The organism is Actinoplanes sp. NPDC051470 (assembly GCF_040682035.1).
Classification (GTDB): Bacteria; Actinomycetota; Actinomycetes; order Mycobacteriales; family Micromonosporaceae; genus Actinoplanes.
Genome location: NZ_JBFBAA010000056.1, coordinates 3,145 through 20,838, shown reverse-complemented (window position 1 = coordinate 20,838; position 17,694 = coordinate 3,145). Strand labels below are relative to the sequence as shown.

Sequence of the window (17,694 nt, the reverse complement as noted above, 5' to 3'; positions counted from 1 at the left end):
AGCCGGTTGACCCCGCGCCGCGGCAGCGTCCGGAACGGCCGGAACCTCACCCACCCACCTCGTCGTACGCGGCGATCACGTCGGCCACCGTGTCGGCCTCGTCCGGCCAGGTGGCGGCCCGCTTCGGACCCCGCGCGGCGTAGTCGGCCCGCAGGGCGGGGTCGTCGAGCAGGCGGCGGACCGCGGCGTCCAGCGCGTCCACGTCGCCGGGCGGGATCTGCACGGCCGCGTCGCCGACCAGCCCGGGCAGCCCGCCCACCGCGGTGCAGATCAGCGGCACCCCGGCCCGCAGCGCCTCCTGCGTGAACAGCTGCCGGGCCTCCCAGTCGCTGGTCACCACGGCCAGGTCGGCCCCGGTGAGCAGGTCGGGCACGTCGTCGCGCCGGCCGAGCAGGAAGAACCGGGCGTGGGTCTCGCTGGCCTGCTGGGCCAGCGGCATGTAGCTGGGCCCGGACCCGGCGACCACGGTGACCGGGGACGGGGTCAGCGAGCGCCACCGGGCGGCCGCGCCGATCAGCACGTCGTAGCGTTTCTGCGGGTGCAGCCGGCCGACCGACAGGATCATCGGGACCTCGGGCGGCAACCGGAACTCGGCGCGCACCGCGGCCCGCGACCGTTTCGGCGGGGCCAGGGCGGGCGCCGCCACCGGGCTCAGCCGGGCCGTGCCGCCCAGGGCGGTGGCCCGCTCGACCAGGTCTTCCGAGGCGCCCAGGACCAGCGTGGCGTTGCGGACCACGATCCGCTCGACCAGCGACGAGGCGCTGGCCCGGAAACCCTTGCCGAGCACCGCGTTGTGCAGCGTGACGATCAGCGGCCGGGACATCCGCGCCAGGGCCGCGACCAGGCCGGCGCGCAGCCCGTGGGCGTGGATCACGGTCACGTCCTGGCCGGCCAGCTCGCGCCGCAGCGCGCGGACCGCGCCGGAGTCCTGCGGGCCGGGGCTGGGCGGGATCTCGACGGCGGCGAACGTGGCGCCGGCGGCCGTGAAGCCGAACAGCTCGTCGGTGGCCGACGGCCCGCACACCAGGACCGGCCGCCCGGCCGCGACCAGGCCACGGGCCAGCGAGGCGACATGGTTGCCCACCCCACCGGTGCTCGAGCCCAGCACCAGGGCCACCGTGCCGCTCACGTTCTTCCCCTCCGTCTGATCGAGATGGCGCGGACGTCCGGCCCGTCCAGCGCGACGACCACGGCCGCGTAGGCGGCGAGCACCGCCACGCCGCCGGCCAAGCCTTGCACGAGGCTGCTGCCCACGCCCGGCCCCATCGCGCCGGCGACGGCCCGGGCCACCGCCCAGCCCGCGAGCGCCGCGACGACCGCCGCCACGATACCGGCCGCCATCGCCCGGCCCAGCCCGCTCAGCGACGCCGGACCGGCGTGGCGGCGGACCGCGAGCACCAGGAGCAGGCCGATCACCGACATCCCGATCGCGTTGGCCAGCCCGAGCACGAGGACCTGACGCCCCTCCCCCGACAGCGCGGACAGGACCACGGCGGCCACCGCCGCGACCCCCCACCCGGCTGCGGTCGAGGCGGCCGCCGCGCGGGTGGCGCCCCGGGCGTAGAGCGCGCGGGACAGCAGGGCGAACAGGGCGTACCCGAACAACCCGGCGGCGAACCCGCGGATCCCGGGCGCGGCCGACGTCGTGCCGACCAGGTAGGCGACCGGGTCGGCCAGCGCGTACAGCGCGGCCGCGCCCAGCCCGGCGAGCAGCACCACCGACCGGGCCACCGGCGCCAGCGCCGCGCGAAAGCCATCGAGGTCGGCCGCCGACAGCGTCGGGTACACCGCGGTGGCCAGCGGCACGGCCAGCACCGCCCAGGGCAGCAGGAACACCGTCTGGGCGGCGCTGTAGGCGGTCAGCCCGCCGCTCACCGCGAGCAGGATGACCACGCCGATCATCACCTGCTGGGACCCGACGGTGACCGCGCCGGCCCAGCCCAGCCGCACCGCCCGGCGCCCCTCGTCGCCCGGGAACCGGAAGCTCGGCCGCCACCGCAGCCGCAGCCTCCGCAACGGGATCAGCAGGCACAGGGCCAGCACGACCACACCGAGCGTGGTCCCGGCCGAGAGGATCAGCTCACCGGTACGGGTGAGCCCGCCGAATCCGGTCCGCGGCCCGTCCACCGCCGCGTACGTCAGATACGCCCCCATCACCGTCACGCTGGACAGCAGCGGCGCGATCACCGGCCAGGCGAACCGGTGGTGGGCCTGGAGCACGCCGGTCAGCACGATCCCGGCGCCGTAGAGCGGCAGTTGCGGCGCGAACACCCGCAGCATGCTCGCCGCCACCTCCCGGTGCACGTCCGGGACGCCCGGCAGCAGGCCGCTGATCGGCCCGGCCAGCAGCGCCACCAGCACGGCGAGCGGCGCCAGCACCGCCAGCACCCAGGTCAGCAGCGCCGACGCGACCTCGCCGACCCGTCCGGGCCGCCCGGCCGCCACGTCGCCGGCCAGCAGCGGCACCACCAGCGAGGCCAGCGCGCCCCCGGCGACCAGCTCGAAGACGATGTTCGGGATGGTGTTCGCGGCGTTGTAGATGTTGCCCAGCGCGCCGTCGCCGACGGTCTGCAGGAAGACCACCGTCCGCCCGAACCCGGCGAGCCGGGCGACGATCGTGAGAACGGTGATGACCAGCGCGGCCCCGGCGACCCGCCCTCGCGTCATGAACGGCCTAGCTCGTCCAGCCTGCGCAGCCACGGGGTGTCGTGGATGACCTTGGTGAAGCTGACCTTCTCGCTGGCCGCGGTCAGCCCGGCCAGCGCGGTCAGCGCGATCGCCCGCCCGGCCGTCCCGGTCCGCGCGGTCAGCGCCAGCCCGAGCAGCGCCCCGAACGCGTTGGCCCCGGCGTCGCCCAGCATGATCTCCTCGCCGAGGTCGTCGGGCAGCAGCGCCGCGCCCGCGGCCAGCGCGCCGGTGGCCAGCCCGCCGTTCGGGCCGGTGGACAGCGGGGTGCCGGCGATGATGCCGGCCTTGAGCGCCCGGCCGGGCCGCAGGTCGAGCAGGTTGATCAGGTTGGCGGTGCCGGCAATCACGCCGGCGCCGAGCAGCACGTCCCGCTTGCGCCCGCCGAGCAGCGCGGACGCGGCCAGCGCGGCCGCGCCGACGCCGGCGATCTTGACCAGGCCGCTGGTCACGTGACCCTCACGCAGCGCGCCGAGGTGTCCGGCGAAGCCCTTCGCGGCCTTCTGCTCGGGCCGGTTGCCGACCAGGTCGTCGTAGAAGCCGACCGCACCCGACACCGCGCCCGCCGTCACCGCCGCGGCCGCCACCCGGGCCGAGCCGGCGCCCAGCGCGGCCCCGACAGTCGCGCCGGCGGCCAGGGCCGGGCCACCGGCCAGCGTGACCGTGTTGCCCCGGAAGTTGGTGCGCTCCAGTGCGGCCGCGCGCGGGTCGCGGCGGATCCAGGTGAGCACGCCGCGGGCCACGAGCGCGCCGATGCCGGTCGGACGGAGGAGAGCCATGACGAACGAGTCTAGGCAGCGGCCTTCGGCACCAGCGAGGTGGCACCGGCGGCCAGGCCGTACTGACCGACCTTGGCCTGCACCACCCGCTCGACCACGCACAGCGCGGTGGCCAGCTGGCCCTGGGCCGAGCTGGCGTTGTCCACCGTGGAGATCTGCTTGACCAGGATCGGGTCGGCGCGGACCTCGGCCACCAGGTTGCCGTCGACCGCGCCGTCGCCGGCCACCACCAGCGGCCGGTCGTCGCCCGCGAACTGGGTGGTCAGCATGACCGCGTTCTGGCTCTTCTTGGCCGCGTCGGTGTCGGTCGGCGGGAGCGCCGAGACGATCACGGTGGCCTCGGCGCCGCCGGCCGGGGCCTTGCCGTCCACCTCGTCGGCGGCGATGTAGCCGGGCTCGGCGTACGCGGCGAGCACCGAGGTCAGGTCGGCCGCGCTGACCGGGGCCGGCTGCTGCTGCAGCGCCCGGGCCAGCAGCGCGCTCGAGGTCTCCACCCCGTCGCTGTTCATCGGCAGCCCGGCCGCCGGCACGGTCGGCTGGGACGCCTGCTCGGCCAGGTCGAGCAGCTCGACGCCGTTCACCGGCTCGAAGAACTTCTCCTGCACCGAGACCTTCGCGGTGATCGTCGCCCCGGCCACCTGGAGCATGGCGATCACCTGGTCGGCGTACTTCTGGGTGTTGGGCAGGGCCAGCACCAGGATCTTGCGGCCGGTCAGCTTGCCGTTCAGCAGCGCCGGCGCCACCTCGGTGGAGAACACCTGCGCCCGGCGCAGCTCGTCGCGGTACTGGTTCTGCTGGTCGCGCAGGTTGCTGTTGTCCTTGCTGACCGACTGCACCTGTTCCTTGAGGCTGTCGGCGACCGGGCCGTTGAGGGCCGCGGTGCCCACCACCAACCCGATGGCCAGGGCGAGGAAGACCGCCGTCAGCGACACCACGTGGTACCGGAAGTTGATCACGGGAAACGGTCCCTACAGCTAGAAGAGGTGGCCGAGCTGGAACAGGAGATTGTCCCACCACTCGGAGACCACGGCGAGGTACGCCTTGCCGACCGTCGAGACGGCCACCGCGGAGGCCATCGCCGCGACCGCGGACAGCACCAGCAGCAGCAGCGACGAGCCGGAGATGTTCTGCCGGTAGAGCCGGCTCACACCCTTGGCGTCGACCAGCTTGCCGCCGACCTTGAGCCGGGTGAGGAAGGTGGACGCCATGCCGCCGCGCCCCTTGTCCAGGAACTCGACCAGGTTGGCGTGGGTGCCCACGGCGACGATCAGCGACGCGCCCTTCTCGTCGGCCAGCAGCATCGCCAGGTCTTCGCTGGTGGCCGCGGCCGGGAAGGTCAGGGCCGGCACGTCGAGGCCGCGGACCCGGTCGAGGCCCGGAGCGCGACCGTCGGGGTACGCGTGGACGACCACCTCGGCGCCGCACCGCAGCACGTCGTCGGTGACCGAGTCCATGTCCCCGATGATCAGGTCGGGGCTGTAACCGTTCTCGACCAGCGCGTCCGCCCCGCCGTCCACGCCGATCAGCACCGGCTTGAACTCGCGGATGTACGGCCGCAGCACGTCGAGGTCGGCCTTGTAGTCGTAGCCGCGCACCACGATCAGCACGTGCCGCCCGGCGATCTTGGTCTCGACCTCGGGAACGCCGACGCCGTCCAAAAGCAGGTCACGTTCCTGCTTGAGGTAGTCCATGGTGTTCGCGGCGAACGCCTCGAGCTGCACGGACAGGCCCTCGCGGGCGTCTTTCATGGCCTTGGCCACGATCTCGGCGTCCTGCCGGACCCCGCTCGCCACCGCCTCGCCGTCGAGCAGCACGGTGTCGCCCTCGATGCTGACCAGGTCGCCCTCGTGCACCTTCTCGAGCAGTTCCTCGCCGAGGTCGTCGATCAGCGTGATGCCGGCCTGGATCAGCACCTCGGGGCCCAGGTTCGGGTATCGCCCGGAGATCGACGGCTTGGCGTTGAGCACCGCGAGCACCCCGACCGCGACCAGCGAGTCGGCGGCCACCCGGTCGATGTCGACGTGGTCGATGACCGCGATCTCGCCAGGGCGAAGCCGCCCGACCAGGCGTTTGGTCCGGCGGTCGACGCGGGCGGTGCCGGCCAGGGCTCCCGGTTCGACCGTCCGGGTCCGGCGCAAGGTGGGAAGTCGCATCGCCGCCCATCCTGTCACGGGCGTTCACCCTGCTCACCCGCGACATGCCTGAACTCACCCCCAAAAGGGGCAAATGGCGGCTGCCTAGCCTCGCTTCTCCTTGCCCGCCACGGCCAGCAGTTCCTCGGCGTGGGCGATGCCCAGGTCGGAGTCGGGCAGGCCGGCCAGCATCCGGGACAGCTCGCGGGCCCGGTCGGTCTCCTGCACGACCCGCACACCGCTCGTGGTGATCGCCCCGCCGGTGTCCTTGGCGACCACCAGGTGGGTGTCGGCGAAGGCGGCCACCTGCGGCAGGTGGGTCACGACCAACACCTGATGGGTACGCGCGAGGCGCGCCAGCCGCTTGCCGATCTCGACCGCCGCCGTGCCGCCGACCCCGGCGTCCACCTCGTCGAAGACCAGCGTCGGCGGGCCACCCGCCCCGGCGAAGACCACCTCGATGGCCAGCATCACCCGGGACAGCTCACCACCGGACGCGCCCTTCTGCAGCGGCAGCGACGGCGCGCCCGGGTGGGCCAGCAACCGCAGCTCCACCTCGTCGGCGCCATCCGGTCCCGGGCCGTCGGACCGCTCGACCACGGCCACCTCGACCCGGGCGTGCGGCATGGCCAGCCCGGCCAGCTCGACGCTGACCGCCTCGGAGAACCGGCCGGCCGCCTCCTGACGGGCCGCGGTCAGCCGCCCGCACAGGTCGAGCACCAGCGCCTCCTGACGCAGGCGCTCCTTGTCGAGCTCTTCGAGCAGCTCGTCGGAGGAGTCGAGCACGGCCAGCCGGGTGCGGGCGTTGTCGGCCCAGGCGATCACGCCGTCGACGTCGTCGGCGTACTTGCGCATCAGCCCGCGCAGCGCGGCCCGCCGCTCGTAGATCTCCTCCAGCCGGGCCGGGTCGGCGTCGAGCGAGCTCAGGTAGGTCGACAGCTCGGCCGAGACGTCACCGACCAGCGTCGCCGCCTCTTCGATGCGGGCCGCGAGGTCGCCCAGCGACGCGTCCACCTGGGCCTGCGCCTCGAGCGTGCGGCGCGCGGTGCCCAGCAGCTGGGTCGCGTCAGGCGCGTCCTCGGTCACCTCGACGCCGCCGGCCAGCGCCACCGCGGCCTGCATGGCGGCCACCCGCAGCCCCTCGGCGTGTTCCAGGCGCTGCACCTCGGCCCGCAGGTCGTCGTCCTCGTTCGGCTGTGGATCGACCCGGGTGATCTCGTCGAGGCCGAGCTTGAGCAGCTCGGCCTCCTGGGTGCGGGCGCGGGCGTTGGCCCGGCGGTCGGCCAGGTCGTCGACCACGGTCCGCCACGACGCGTACGCCTGGCGATAGGTCTCCAGCAGCTTCTCGTGGTCGGGCCCGGCGAACCGGTCGAGCGCCGCCCGCTGCTCGACCGGGCGCAGCAGCCGCAGCTGGTCGGACTGCCCGTGCACGGCCAGCACGTTCTCACCGAGCTCGCTCAGCACGGACACCGGCATGCTCCGGCCGCCGACGTGGGCGCGCGACCGGCCCTCGATCGTGACCGTACGGCTCAGCAGCACGCTGCCGTCGTCGTCGACCTCGGCGCCCGCCTCGACGATGCGCGTCGCGACCGCCCCGGCCAGCGAGCCCTTCAGCCGCAACCGGCCCTCGACGACCGCCCGGCCCGGGTCGGCGCGTACCCGCCCGGCGTCGGCGCGGCCGCCGAACAGCAGGCCCAGACCGGTCACCACCATGGTCTTGCCGGCGCCGGTCTCGCCCGTGATGACATTCATCCCCGGGGTCAGGTGCAGGGTCGTGTCGTCGATGACACCGAGCCCGGTGATCCGCAGTTCCTCCAGCACAGGGCAGACAGTAGTGGGACCGTGTGACGAATGCCCACCAGGGCTGTGGATCAGCGTCGATTCCCGCGCCAACCATCCACCGGCAGGGCGAACTTGGCCACCAGGGTGTCGGTGAACGGGCGCGGGGCCAGCCGGACCAGGCGTACGGGCAGGTCACCGCGTTGCACGGTGATCTGCGCGCCGGGCGGGAGGTCCCAGGTGCGCCGGCCGTCGGCACACAGGGTCGCGAACGACGTGTACGGGTCGACGGTGATCGAGAAGATCGAGGTGGGCGCGGTCACCAGAGGCTTGCTGAACAGGGCGTGCGCGCTGATCGGGACCAGCAGCAGCGCCTCCACCTCGGGCCACACCACCGGGCCGCCGGCCGAGAACGCGTACGCCGTGGATCCGGTCGGCGTGGCACACACCACGCCGTCGCAGCCGTAGCGGGACAGCGGCCGTCCGTCCACGTCGACGAGCAACTCGAGCATCTGGGCGCGCTGTCCCTTCTCGACGCTGACCTCGTTGAGCGCGAACGACTCGGCGATCAGCCGGCCGTCGTACTCGGCCCGCACGTCCAGCGTCAGCCGTTCGTGCACCGTGTACGACCCGGCGACCACGTCCTCGATCACCCGGTCGATGTCGCCGGTCTCGGCCTCGGCCAGGAAGCCGACGTGGCCGGTGTTGATGCCCAGCATCGGCACCTTGGCCGGGCGGGCCAGCTCGGCCGCCCGCAGGAAGGTGCCGTCGCCGCCCATCGCGACCGCGATCTCCACGCCCTCGGCCGAGGCCGGGTCGTCGCTGACCGGCACCACCCCGGCCGGGAAGTCGAGGTCGCCGGCCTCCTCGGTCAGCACACGCACCTCGAAGCCCGCGGCCAGCAGATCCTGGGCGACGGTCCGCGCGTGCGCGGCGCTCTGCCGGCGTCCCGTGTGGGCGACCAGCAAGGCAGCACGGGTCATGAAACGTCCTCCACCTCAGAAGCTGGCCGGCCCGACGGGCCGGCGGCGACCACCGCGCGGATCCGCTCGGCGTCGGCGGGTACCCCGTCCCGGCGGAACCACACGAAGAACTCCACATTGCCACTCGGCCCCGGCAACGGGCTGGCCGTCACCCCGGCCACGCCCAGGCCCAGCCCGGCCGCGGCGGCACAGACGTCGAGCACCGCCTCGGCCCGCAGTTCCGGGTCGCGGACCACGCCACCGGCGCCGACCCGTTCCTTGCCCACCTCGAACTGGGGCTTGACCATCAGCGCCAGGTCACCGTCGGGCGCGGTGCAGGCGGCCAGTGCGGGCAGCACCAGCCGCAGCGAGATGAACGACAGGTCGGCCACGGTCAGGTCGACCTGTCCGCCGATCAGGTCGGGGGTAAGCGTACGGACATTGGTGCGCTCCACCACGAGCACCCGGTCGTCGGTGCGGATCGGCCAGGCGAGCTGCCCGTAGCCGACGTCGACCGCGGCCACGTGGGCAGCACCCGCGCGCAGCAGCACGTCGGTGAAGCCGCCGGTGGAGGCGCCTGCGTCCAGGCATCGCTTCTGCTTCACGGTGATGCCGCCGAACGCCTTCAGGGCGCCGGCGAGCTTGTGGCCGCCCCGGGACACGTACTCGTCCTTGGGGTCCTCACCGGTGACCACGACCGGGTCGGCCGGGTCGACCATCGCGGCGACCTTGTGCGCGACGGTGCCACGCACCCGCACACGGCCCTCGGCGACGAGCGTGGCGGCCTGTTCCCGCGACCGGGCCAGCTTGCGGCGGACCAGTTCGGCGTCGAGCCGGGCACGACGGGCCATCGACTAGCCGTCGATGCTCGCGAGCGTCTCACGCAGGACGTCGTGCGCCGCCTCGTACTCGGCGATCTGCTCGGCCGGGGGCAGCTGCGCGGCGTTCTCGAGCGCGGCCAGCATCCCGTCCACGGCCGGGTGACCGGTCTCGCCGTCGGACCGGCCGGGCAGCGGGTTGAAGCCGGGCGGCGGGCCGGGAACCAGACCGGACGGCGGGCCGGGAACCGGACCGGGCCGCGGCCCGGGCGTCGGATAGCTCACTGGCCGGCCTCCGGCTGCGTCTTCTTCGCGGGACTGGTCTTCTTGGCCGGGCTGCTCTTCTTCGCCGGGGTGGCCTTAGCCGCGGCCTTCTTGGCCGGCGCCTTCGTGGCCTTCTTCACCGGCGGCAGCTCGGTCGCGGCGGCCGCGTCGACCACGCTCGCCACCGGCGCCTCGGCCGTGCCCGCGGGCGGGGCCGAGGTCGCCTTCTCCGGCGCGGGGGCCTTCTTCGCGGGCGGCGACGCGGCGGACGGCATCCGGTTGGGTGTCGCCTTCTTCGCCGGAGCGGCCTTCTCCGGAGCGGCCTTGACCGGAGCGGCCTTGACCGGAGCGGCCTTGACCGGAGCGGCCTTCGCCGGAGCGGCCTTGACCGGAGCGGCCTTGACCGGAGCGGCCTTGACCGGAGCGGCCTTGACCGGAGCGGCCTTGACCGGAGCGGCCTTGACCGGAGCGGCCTTCGCCGGAGCGGCCTTGACCGCGCCGTCCGGGGTCGGAGCCACCTTCTTCACGGCCTTCTTGGCGACCTTCTTCGCCGGGAGCGGCGCCGGCTTGTCGAGCACGTCGCCACCGGCGCCCGGGCCGGTCACGTGCTCGGCCGCGGTCGCTCGCGCCTGCGCCACCCGCAGCTGCTTCTCGAGGTCACGGACGCGCGTGGTCAGATCTTTCACCTCGTCCGCAGTGGCCAGGCCGACCATGCCCAGCGCGCGGTCGACCTCGAAGCGCACGATGTTGGTCAGCGCCTCGCGGTTCTGCACACCCGTGGTCAACAGGTCTTCGACCAGGCCCTGCAGCTGGGTGGCCGTCGCGCCACCCCGGTTGACCAGTTCCGAGGCCACCTTCTGCGCTCGTTTGCGCGGCACCTCGGTCAGTCCGAGCGCCATCTCCAGATACGCCCGCCATGCGTCCTGCATGATCGCCCTCCTTCGCGTCAGGTGCCACGCTACCGGTCGGGTGATCGCCACCGTGTGCGGTACCGTGCGTCAACAGCGGTGTCGTAGATCAAGCCCTGAACTAAGGAGAGCTCGATGGCCACGGTGGACGACTGTCGGCAGGCTCTGCACGACCTCGCCGCCCGCCTAGAACGCAACGCCGAGAGCCGGGGCAAGCTCGACTTCGACCGTACGCTCGCCGCCCGCGTCACCGACCTCGAGACCGCGTTCCACGCCCGCCTCGCCGACGGCCTCCTGGTCGACATCGCCGACGGCGACGACCCGAAGGCCAAGATCGCCCTGATCGCGACCGGCGACGACCTGGTGGCCCTGGTGAACGGCCGCCTCGACGTCACCCGCGCGGTCGCCTCGGGCCAGGTGAAGATCAAGGCCAACCCGTTCGACCTGCTCAAGCTGCGCAAGCTGCTGTAGCGGTTTCGCTGTAGCCGTTTTGCGGTAGCGGTTTTGCTGTAGCAAGTTGCTGTAGCAAAACTGCAATCGCAAACCGCAGGCGCACACCGCCGTTCGGCGACTACGCAGCCTGACGTACACCGGAAGCCGCGCCTCGTCGGACGTCATCGACGACCGGGCGGACGAGTCTCGGGACATGACAACCCCGATCCCGGTGGCCGCCCATCGGCTCACCAAACGCTACGGCTCCCTGACCGCCGTGGACGCGCTCGACCTCGAAGTACGGGCCGGCGAGGTCTACGGCTTCCTCGGCCCGAACGGCGCCGGCAAGACCACCACGCTGCGCATGCTGCTCGGGCTGATCCGGCCCACCTCCGGCGACGTGCGGCTGTTCGGCGTGCCGCCCGGGAAGCCCGGCCACCTGGCCCGCGTCGGTTCCCTGGTCGAAGGGCCGGCCTTCTACCCGTACCTCAGCGGCCTGGACAACCTCAAGGCGATGGCGCGGCACGCGCGGGTGGGTGACGACCGCATCGCGCTGGTCCTCGACCAGGTCGACCTGACCGGCCGGGCGCGCGACCGCTACGTCACCTACTCGCTCGGCATGAAACAGCGGCTCGGCGTGGCCGCCGCCCTGCTCAAGGACCCGCGGCTGGTGGTGCTCGACGAGCCCACCAACGGCCTCGACCCGGCCGGCATGGCCGACATGCGCCTGCTGGTGAAGCGGCTCGGCGCGGCCGGCTGCACGGTGCTGCTGTCCAGCCACCTGATGACCGAGGTGCAGGAACTCTGCGACCGGGTCGGCGTCATCTCGCGAGGGCGGCTGGTCGCCGAGAGCACCGTGGCAGAACTGCGCGGTGACCGTACCCTCCGGATCGTCGCCTCGCCCCTCCCCTCGGCCGCCGCCGTCGCACGCACCCTGCTCGGCGCGGAGGCGGTCGGTGTCCGCGACGACGGCCTCGACCTCGCCGTCTCCCCCGCCCGCGCGCCCGAGATCAACGCCGCGCTGGTGCACGCCGGCATCGCCGTGCACTCGCTCACCGTCCACGAACGCAGCCTCGAACAAGCCTTCTTCGACCTGACCGCCGATTCACCCGTGGAGGTGCCCGCTCATGCTTGACGACATCCGCGCCGAGGCGCGCAAACTGCTGCGCCGGCCCGCGATCTGGACCCTCCTGGCGGTCGCGCTCACGGTTTCGCTGATCTTCACCTACGTCATCCCGTACGCCGGGTACGCCGGCGGCACCGCCGGCCCCACAGCGGACCGCGGCCTGGCGGCGATGCTTCCCGACCAACTAGTCGGTAACACGATCGGCGGGCTGCCCGTCTTCCTCGGGGCGCTGATGCTGATCCTCGGCGTGCTCACGGTCGGCAGCGAGTACACCTGGGGCACCTGGAAGACCGTGCTCACCCAGGACCCGTCGCGCCTGCGCGTCTACGCCGCCAAGCTGATCGTGGCCCTGCTGGCGGCGCTGGCCGCGGTGGTCATGGTGTTCGCCGCCGGCGCCACGGCCAGTGCATTGATCGGGTACGGGGAAGGCGCGCCGATGAACTGGCCGCCGGCGGCCGACGTGCTGGTCGGGATCGGCGCCGGGTGGCTGATCGCGGCGATGTGGACGGTGCTCGGCGCCTTGCTGGCGATCGCCCTGCGCGGCGTCGCGCTGCCGGTCGGGCTCGGGCTGGTCTGGATGCTCGCGGTGCAGAACCTGCTGACGCTGATCGCGGCGCCGCTGCTCGACTGGGTGGCCCAGGCGCAGAAGGGCCTGCCCGGCCCGAACGCCGGCTCGCTGGTGGCGGCGCTCGGCGGTGGCACGGACACCCCCGGTGTCGTGGCCGTCGTCGGCGGCGGGCAGGCGGCGTGGGTGCTGGCCGCGTACCTGCTGGTGTTCGCCGCGCTGGGCGGCCTGCTGCTCCGCCGGCGTGACATCCTGTGAAGGTGGTCGACGGGTTGCTGGCGCTGCTGCTGCTCCTGGCCGGGGTGGCCGGGACGGCGCCGGCGTCCCGCAACGTCGGCCTCGCCCCGGACGGCTGGTGGGCCTACGTGCCGGTGGTGGTGGCGGCGCTCGCCATCGTGGCGCGGCGGCGGTTCCCGCTGCCGGTGCTCGGTGTCACGGTCGCGGCCGTCTGCGCGTACACCCTGATGGGTCTGCTCTACGGCCCGATCCTGTTCAGCGTGGCCTGCGCGGTCTACACGGTCGCCGCCCACCGGACGCTGCGCGTGTCGGCGGCCGCGGCCGGGACAGCGTCGGTCCTGATCGTGGTGTGCGGCGCCGTCGGCACCGGCTTCGGCCTGGTCGCGGCGGCGCCGGTCTCGGCGTGGGCGGTGGTCCCGCTGGCCATCGGCGTGACCGTGCGGGTGACCCGCGAACAACGCCTGCAGACCCGCCGCGACGAGCTGCGCCGCCACGCCGACGCCGAACGCCTGCACGTGGCCCAGGAGGTCCACGACGTGGTCGGCCACGGCCTCGCCGCGATCACCATGCAGGCCGACATCGCCCTGCACATCCTGGCCAAACGCCGGCCCGCTCCTGCGGCCACCCCTTCGCCCGCTCCGCCAGCCACCTCGTCGCCCGCTCAATCGGCCACCCCATCGCCCGCTCCGCCGGCGCCGGTTTCCGCCGCGTCCGATGCCGCGGTCGAGGCGGCGCTGGCGACGGCTGAGGCGGCGCTTTCGGCGATCAGCCGGACCAGCCGGGAGTCGCTCGACGAGCTGCGGGTCACCCTGGGCGCGGTGCGTCGCGGGCCGGAGGAGGTCGACGACCGGACACCCGCGCCGGGGCTCGCCCGCCTCGGCGCGCTCCTGGACCGCACCCGCTCAGCCGGCGTCCCCGTCTCCTTGACCGTGTCAGGCCCGGTGACCGGGCTGCCGACGGCCGTGGATCTCACCGCCTACCGCGTCGTGCAGGAATCGCTGACCAACGTCCTCCGTCACGCCGGCTCGGCCACCGCCGAGGTCCGCGTCGAGCAGGCCGGCGGCCGGCTCACCATCACGGTGACCGACACGGGTCACGGACCGACCGGCTCCTCGGCCACCGACGGCCACGGCCTGATCGGCATGCGCGAACGGGTGACCGCCCTCGGCGGAACCCTCGCGGCCGGCCCAGCCCCTTCCGGCGGCTTCGCCGTAACCGCAACCCTTCCCATGCCTCACTCCAACTCCACCGCATCACCCGACCCCCCGCCGCCCTCTCCCGCCGCCCAGCCCGACACAGCGCAGCCCGACGCAGCGCAGCCCGACGCCGCCCAGCCCAACGCCGCCCAGCCCGACACAGCGCAGACCGACCCCGCCGCGCAACCCGACGCCGGCCGATCGAAAGCCGAGAACCCCGGAGCCGCCGATGTCTGAGATCCGCGTACTCGTGGCCGACGACCAGGACCTGGTCCGCATCGGTCTGCGCACCCTCCTGGCCAGCGAGGACGGCCTGACCGTGGTGGGCGAGGCCGCCGACGGTCTGGCCGCCGTCGACCAGGCCCGCGCCCTGCGCCCCGACGTGGTCCTGATGGACATCCGCATGCCCGGCATCGACGGCATCGAGGCCACCCGCCGGATCGCCGCCGACCCCGAGCTTTCCGGCACCCGGGTCGTGGTGCTGACCACGTTCGAGGTCGACTCCTACGTGTTCGACGCCCTCCGCCACGGCGCCAGCGGTTTCCTGACCAAGGACACCAAGCCCGCCGATCTGGTACGCGCCATCCACCTGGTCGCCGCCGGCGAGGCGCTCCTCTCCCCGTCGGTGACCCGCAAGGTGGTCCGGGAGTTCGCCGCCCGCCCGGCCCGGGTCCTCAAGCCCCACCCCCGGCTGGCGTCCCTGACCGACCGTGAACGCGAGATCGCCGGCCTGGTCGGCGAGGGCCTCAGCAACGAGGAGATCGCCACCCGCCTGGTGGTCAGCCCGGCGACGGCCCGCACCCACGTGAGCCGCGCCATGATCAAGCTGGCCGCCCGCGATCGGGCCCAGCTGGTCGTCTTCGCGTACCAATCAGGTCTGGTCGATTGATGTTGCCCACCACCGATGTGCACGAGGTCACCATCGACGCCACGCCCGAGGCGATCTGGCCGGCTTTGCTGCGAACGGTCCGCGGCGCCTTCTCCGGCCCGCTGCCCACCGCCTACGCCCGGGCGATCCGCAGCCGCCCATGGCAACCGTCCCGCGACACCCTGGCCGGCTTCCGGATCACCGAGTCCGTCGAGCCGGCCGCCTTGACCTTGGAGGGTCAACACCTGTTCTCCGTGTACGCCCTGAGCTTCCACATCGCCGCCCGCCCGGAAGGCGGGTCCCGCCTGTCCGCGGAGAGCCGAGCCGACTTCCCCGGCCCGCACGGCGCCCTGTACCGCCTGGCCGTGATCAGCTCCGGCTTCCACGCCCGCAGCGTCCGCCGCCTGCTGGCCACAGTGTCCCGCCGAACCTCCCGGCCCGTTCCCCCGGCCCGCCACCCTCAACGCCCGGCACCGTAGCCTCCACGCTCGTGAGCAGCGAGATTCCACGCCTCATCCGCCTGCTGGCCGACGACTGGACGGAGAACGTCGGCCACGCGAAGCACGACCTGGTCGCATTGGGCCACGACGTGGTGCTCCCCTTGACTGCCACCGTGCCCACCATGCGCCCCGAAACGCAGCTGGCCGCCGTCGAGGTCCTCGAGCGCCTGGCCGCCACCGATGCCGCCCCCGCCCTGATCGCCCTGCTGACCAGCGAACACACCAGGGTCAGAGCCCGCGCCGCCCAGGCCCTGGGCACCTTACGGATCCAGCCGGCAGTGCCCAAACTCCAAGAAATCTACGGGTACGCCGACCACCCCGCGACCCCCGACGCCATCGCCATCAGGCACGCCCTGACCACATTGGGCGCCCGCCAGGAGGTGATCCCCGACTTGACCGCCTCGTTGCAGACCACAGCCGGCACCTTGGCCCGCTGCTGGCCGATGGCCCGCCTGAAAGACGTCATCAACGACTTGGCCGACCACGCCCAGGTCGTCCTTCACTACCAGCACTGGTCGGTCCGCGACACCGGAACCCACAAGGGCAGCCGGTGCGACTCGAACGTCACGTTCGCCCCGGCCACACCTTGGCCCGAGCTGGTGGAATCCGCCCGGACCGCCGCCCTGGCCAGCATCCACACCCCGTTCCCCCGCCCCTACCACTTCGCCGTGGTCGAGTGGATCAACCAATCCGACGCCTGACCAGCGCCAACCGCCATCCGCCGAACCCCTCGGCCGAGTCGGATGCGCGCGTCGGACGGACAAAGTGCGGTGGCATGGCATCGTGCGAACCGCAGCGCCTCGCCGGCAGCCTCAGAGGCCCCACTCGCTGAAGACGTCGCGCGCCTCGGGCGACGCGGCTTTCGCGGTGGCGCCGGCCCAGGTGTGCGGGCACAGCAGCCGCAGAGCATCGACCGGTCGACCGGCCCCGTCGAGGGTCACGGCGCCGTCGGAGACGGTCACCTGCCACCCGCCGAGCGACGTCGTCTCCGCGGCCGGGATGCTCGAGTCGCCGGCCGGCGCGAACAGCCCCGACAGGTCGGCCGCCACGTAGGTCGGGCGGCGTTCCGGCTCGGCGGCCAGCAGGTCGGCCGGGCCGCTCACCCCGGTCAGGACCAGGAGGCTGTCGGTGCCGGCCTTGGTGGCGCCTTCGATGTCGGTGTCGAGGCGGTCGCCCACGGTCAGCGGATGCTTGGCGCCCGAGAGCCGCGCGGCCGTGGTGAACAGGGCCGGCTCCGGCTTGCCGACGACGATGTCGGGGTCGCGGTCCAAGGCGGTACGCAGGACCGCCACCAGCGACCCGTTGCCCGGCAGCGGGCCGCGCGGGCTGGGCAGGGTGCGGTCGGCGTTGGTGGCCACCCAGGTGGCGCCGGCCCGCACGGACAGCGCCGCCTCGGCCAGGATCCGCCAGCCGACGTCCGGCCCGTAGCCCTGCACCACCGCGGCCGGCTTGTCCTCGAACGTCTCCACCGGGGTCAGCCCCGCGTCGCGGACCTCGGCCCGCAACGCGTCCGCCCCCACGACCAGCACCGGCGAACCGGGCTCGAGCCGCTGGGCGAGCAGGGCCGCGGCGGCGCCGGCCGAGGTCAGCACCTCGTCGGCCGTCGCCGGGACCCCCATGCCGGTGAGCAGCGCGGCCACGTCGGCCGCGCGGCGCGAGGCGTTGTTCGTCGCGTACGCCACCGGCACGCCATCGCCCCGCAGCCGCTCGATCGCTTCCGCCGCGCCCGGGATGGGCCGGTCGATCAGATAGACAACGCCGTCCAGATCAAAGACAACCATGTCGTACGCATCGACCAGCCCGCCACTCACGCCCGCCGCTCTCCTTCGACGTCCGAGCCACCCGCGGTGAACTCGTCCCCGTCGGCCTTCTGCTCCGCGTCACCGGCAGCCGAATCCGGCTTGCCCTCCCCGGCATCCAAGAACCGGACGACCGGAGCCGCCAGCCCCCCATCACCGGGAGCCGAGTCCGGCACCTGATCGGCGGCGTCCTTCACCCGGGTCTGGTCGTCGAGGTCGTCCTCACCATCGAGGTCATCCTCCTCGTCGACGGTCAGCACCGGCGCGCCCTGCTCAGAGCCGGCCTCCTTCTCGTCCGAGCCAACCCGCGCCTCAGCACCGTCGGCCTCGTCGACATCCGAACCCACCCGAGCCTCAGCACCGTCGAGCTCGTCGTCCGAGTCAACGCGCGTCTCGGCGTCGTCAAGGTCGTCGTCCTCGTCGGAGTCGGCACGCGCCTCAACGGCGTCGTCCCCGTCGAGGTCGTCGTCCTCATCGTCTTCGTCGTCATCCGAGTCGGCACGCGCCTCGTCGTCGGCGAGTTCGTCGCCCTCGTCTTCGTCGTCTTCGTCGTCGTCATCCGAGTCGGCACGCGCCTCGTCGTCGGCGAGTTCGTCGCCCTCGTCTTCGTCGTCTTCGTCGTCGTCATCCGAGTCGGCACGCGC

General features: G+C 73.3%; 18 protein-coding genes and 2 pseudogenes. 8 read left to right on the top strand and 12 right to left on the bottom strand.

From position 1 onward, the window contains the following. Positions 1-46: 46 nt before the first annotated feature. The 9 genes from AB0M54_RS46290 to AB0M54_RS46250 form a co-directional block, all read right to left on the bottom strand. Positions 47-1,129, bottom strand: a complete 1,083-nt coding sequence (locus AB0M54_RS46290; protein ID WP_364334040.1) for a glycosyltransferase family 4 protein — start codon at positions 1,127-1,129, stop codon at positions 47-49. Then, positions 1,126-2,667 (bottom strand): lipid II flippase MurJ, encoded by a 1,542-nt coding sequence (locus tag AB0M54_RS46285; protein WP_364479433.1) that lies wholly within the window; start codon positions 2,665-2,667, stop codon positions 1,126-1,128. Before AB0M54_RS46285 ends, AB0M54_RS46290 begins: the two co-directional genes overlap by 4 nt. Further along, complete coding sequence (locus AB0M54_RS46280) at positions 2,664-3,464, bottom strand: hypothetical protein (RefSeq protein WP_364479430.1); 801 nt, start codon at positions 3,462-3,464, stop codon at positions 2,664-2,666. The genes AB0M54_RS46285 and AB0M54_RS46280 overlap by 4 nt, the downstream gene beginning before the upstream one ends. Before the next feature lie 11 nt (positions 3,465-3,475). Further along, positions 3,476-4,420, bottom strand: coding sequence for a copper transporter (locus AB0M54_RS46275; protein ID WP_364334032.1), 945 nt, complete (start codon positions 4,418-4,420; stop codon positions 3,476-3,478). A gap of 18 nt (positions 4,421-4,438) precedes the next feature. Continuing rightward, positions 4,439-5,617, bottom strand: a complete 1,179-nt coding sequence (steA, locus tag AB0M54_RS46270; RefSeq protein WP_364334029.1) for a putative cytokinetic ring protein SteA — start codon at positions 5,615-5,617, stop codon at positions 4,439-4,441. An 84-nt stretch (positions 5,618-5,701) separates the two neighbouring features. After that, on the bottom strand, positions 5,702-7,417 hold the full coding sequence (gene recN / locus AB0M54_RS46265; protein WP_364479427.1) for a DNA repair protein RecN: 1,716 nt from the start codon (positions 7,415-7,417) through the stop codon (positions 5,702-5,704). Positions 7,418-7,467: 50 nt separating this feature from the next. Next, a complete protein-coding gene (locus AB0M54_RS46260) occupies positions 7,468-8,358 on the bottom strand; it encodes an NAD kinase (RefSeq protein WP_364334023.1) in 891 nt (296 codons plus the stop codon). Continuing rightward, a complete protein-coding gene (locus AB0M54_RS46255; protein WP_364334020.1) occupies positions 8,355-9,188 on the bottom strand; it encodes a TlyA family RNA methyltransferase in 834 nt (277 codons plus the stop codon). Before AB0M54_RS46255 ends, AB0M54_RS46260 begins: the two co-directional genes overlap by 4 nt. Before the next feature lie 3 nt (positions 9,189-9,191). Beyond that, positions 9,192-9,440, bottom strand: coding sequence for a hypothetical protein (locus AB0M54_RS46250; RefSeq protein WP_364334017.1), 249 nt, complete (start codon positions 9,438-9,440; stop codon positions 9,192-9,194). A gap of 69 nt (positions 9,441-9,509) precedes the next feature. Here AB0M54_RS46250 and AB0M54_RS46245 point away from each other — a divergent pair. Continuing rightward, a pseudogene (locus AB0M54_RS46245) lies at positions 9,510-9,869 on the top strand (pentapeptide repeat-containing protein); the annotation flags it as partial. Between the two features lie 188 nt (positions 9,870-10,057). On the opposite strand, the pseudogene AB0M54_RS46240 reads toward AB0M54_RS46245, so the two are convergent. After that, a pseudogene (locus tag AB0M54_RS46240) lies at positions 10,058-10,348 on the bottom strand (hypothetical protein); the annotation flags it as partial. A 114-nt stretch (positions 10,349-10,462) separates the two neighbouring features. Between AB0M54_RS46240 and AB0M54_RS46235 the strand changes: the two are divergent. The 7 genes from AB0M54_RS46235 to AB0M54_RS46205 all read left to right on the top strand — a co-directional run bounded on the left by AB0M54_RS46235 (position 10,463) and on the right by AB0M54_RS46205 (position 15,952). Beyond that, complete coding sequence (locus AB0M54_RS46235; protein WP_364334011.1) at positions 10,463-10,798, top strand: SCP2 sterol-binding domain-containing protein; 336 nt, start codon at positions 10,463-10,465, stop codon at positions 10,796-10,798. Between the two features lie 175 nt (positions 10,799-10,973). Beyond that, a complete protein-coding gene (locus AB0M54_RS46230; RefSeq protein ID WP_364334008.1) occupies positions 10,974-11,894 on the top strand; it encodes an ABC transporter ATP-binding protein in 921 nt (306 codons plus the stop codon). Next, positions 11,887-12,708 carry an ABC transporter permease gene (locus tag AB0M54_RS46225; RefSeq protein WP_364479424.1) on the top strand — a complete coding sequence of 274 codons (822 nt, stop codon included), beginning with the start codon at positions 11,887-11,889 and terminating at the stop codon, positions 12,706-12,708. The genes AB0M54_RS46230 and AB0M54_RS46225 overlap by 8 nt, the downstream gene beginning before the upstream one ends. A gap of 2 nt (positions 12,709-12,710) precedes the next feature. Continuing rightward, positions 12,711-14,120: a histidine kinase gene (locus AB0M54_RS46220; RefSeq protein ID WP_364479421.1), complete on the top strand. Its 1,410-nt coding sequence runs from the start codon at positions 12,711-12,713 to the stop codon at positions 14,118-14,120. Next, complete coding sequence (locus AB0M54_RS46215) at positions 14,113-14,772, top strand: response regulator transcription factor (protein ID WP_364333999.1); 660 nt, start codon at positions 14,113-14,115, stop codon at positions 14,770-14,772. Before AB0M54_RS46220 ends, AB0M54_RS46215 begins: the two co-directional genes overlap by 8 nt. After that, on the top strand, positions 14,772-15,230 hold the full coding sequence (locus AB0M54_RS46210; RefSeq protein WP_364479418.1) for a hypothetical protein: 459 nt from the start codon (positions 14,772-14,774) through the stop codon (positions 15,228-15,230). Before AB0M54_RS46215 ends, AB0M54_RS46210 begins: the two co-directional genes overlap by 1 nt. Positions 15,231-15,241: 11 nt before the next feature. Next, entirely contained in the window at positions 15,242-15,952 is a 711-nt protein-coding gene (locus tag AB0M54_RS46205) for a HEAT repeat domain-containing protein (RefSeq protein ID WP_364479415.1), read from the top strand. Positions 15,953-16,063: 111 nt separating this feature from the next. On the opposite strand, the gene AB0M54_RS46200 is transcribed toward AB0M54_RS46205, so the two are convergent. Together AB0M54_RS46200 and AB0M54_RS46195 are read right to left on the bottom strand one after the other, a co-directional pair. Continuing rightward, complete coding sequence (locus AB0M54_RS46200; protein WP_364479413.1) at positions 16,064-17,062, bottom strand: HAD-IIA family hydrolase; 999 nt, start codon at positions 17,060-17,062, stop codon at positions 16,064-16,066. Then, positions 17,059-17,694, bottom strand: a 636-nt coding sequence (locus AB0M54_RS46195; RefSeq protein ID WP_364479410.1) for a hypothetical protein, incomplete at its 5' end; no start/stop codon positions are given. The genes AB0M54_RS46195 and AB0M54_RS46200, both read right to left, overlap by 4 nt.

What these genes read in the sequence shown, in the direction of transcription:
- AB0M54_RS46255 (WP_364334020.1), bottom strand. Translation starts at nt 9,188, where the DNA reads ATGGCCCGTCGTGCCCGGCTCGACGCCGAACTGGTCCGCCGCAAGCTG.
- AB0M54_RS46285 (WP_364479433.1), bottom strand. Translation starts at nt 2,667, where the DNA reads ATGACGCGAGGGCGGGTCGCCGGGGCCGCGCTGGTCATCACCGTTCTC.
- AB0M54_RS46215 (WP_364333999.1), top strand. Translation starts at nt 14,113, where the DNA reads ATGTCTGAGATCCGCGTACTCGTGGCCGACGACCAGGACCTGGTCCGC.
- AB0M54_RS46260 (WP_364334023.1), bottom strand. Translation starts at nt 8,358, where the DNA reads ATGACCCGTGCTGCCTTGCTGGTCGCCCACACGGGACGCCGGCAGAGC.
- AB0M54_RS46235 (WP_364334011.1), top strand. Translation starts at nt 10,463, where the DNA reads ATGGCCACGGTGGACGACTGTCGGCAGGCTCTGCACGACCTCGCCGCC.
- AB0M54_RS46280 (WP_364479430.1), bottom strand. Translation starts at nt 3,464, where the DNA reads ATGGCTCTCCTCCGTCCGACCGGCATCGGCGCGCTCGTGGCCCGCGGC.
- AB0M54_RS46230 (WP_364334008.1), top strand. Translation starts at nt 10,974, where the DNA reads ATGACAACCCCGATCCCGGTGGCCGCCCATCGGCTCACCAAACGCTAC.
- AB0M54_RS46210 (WP_364479418.1), top strand. Translation starts at nt 14,772, where the DNA reads ATGTTGCCCACCACCGATGTGCACGAGGTCACCATCGACGCCACGCCC.
- steA (WP_364334029.1), bottom strand. Translation starts at nt 5,617, where the DNA reads ATGCGACTTCCCACCTTGCGCCGGACCCGGACGGTCGAACCGGGAGCC.
- AB0M54_RS46225 (WP_364479424.1), top strand. Translation starts at nt 11,887, where the DNA reads ATGCTTGACGACATCCGCGCCGAGGCGCGCAAACTGCTGCGCCGGCCC.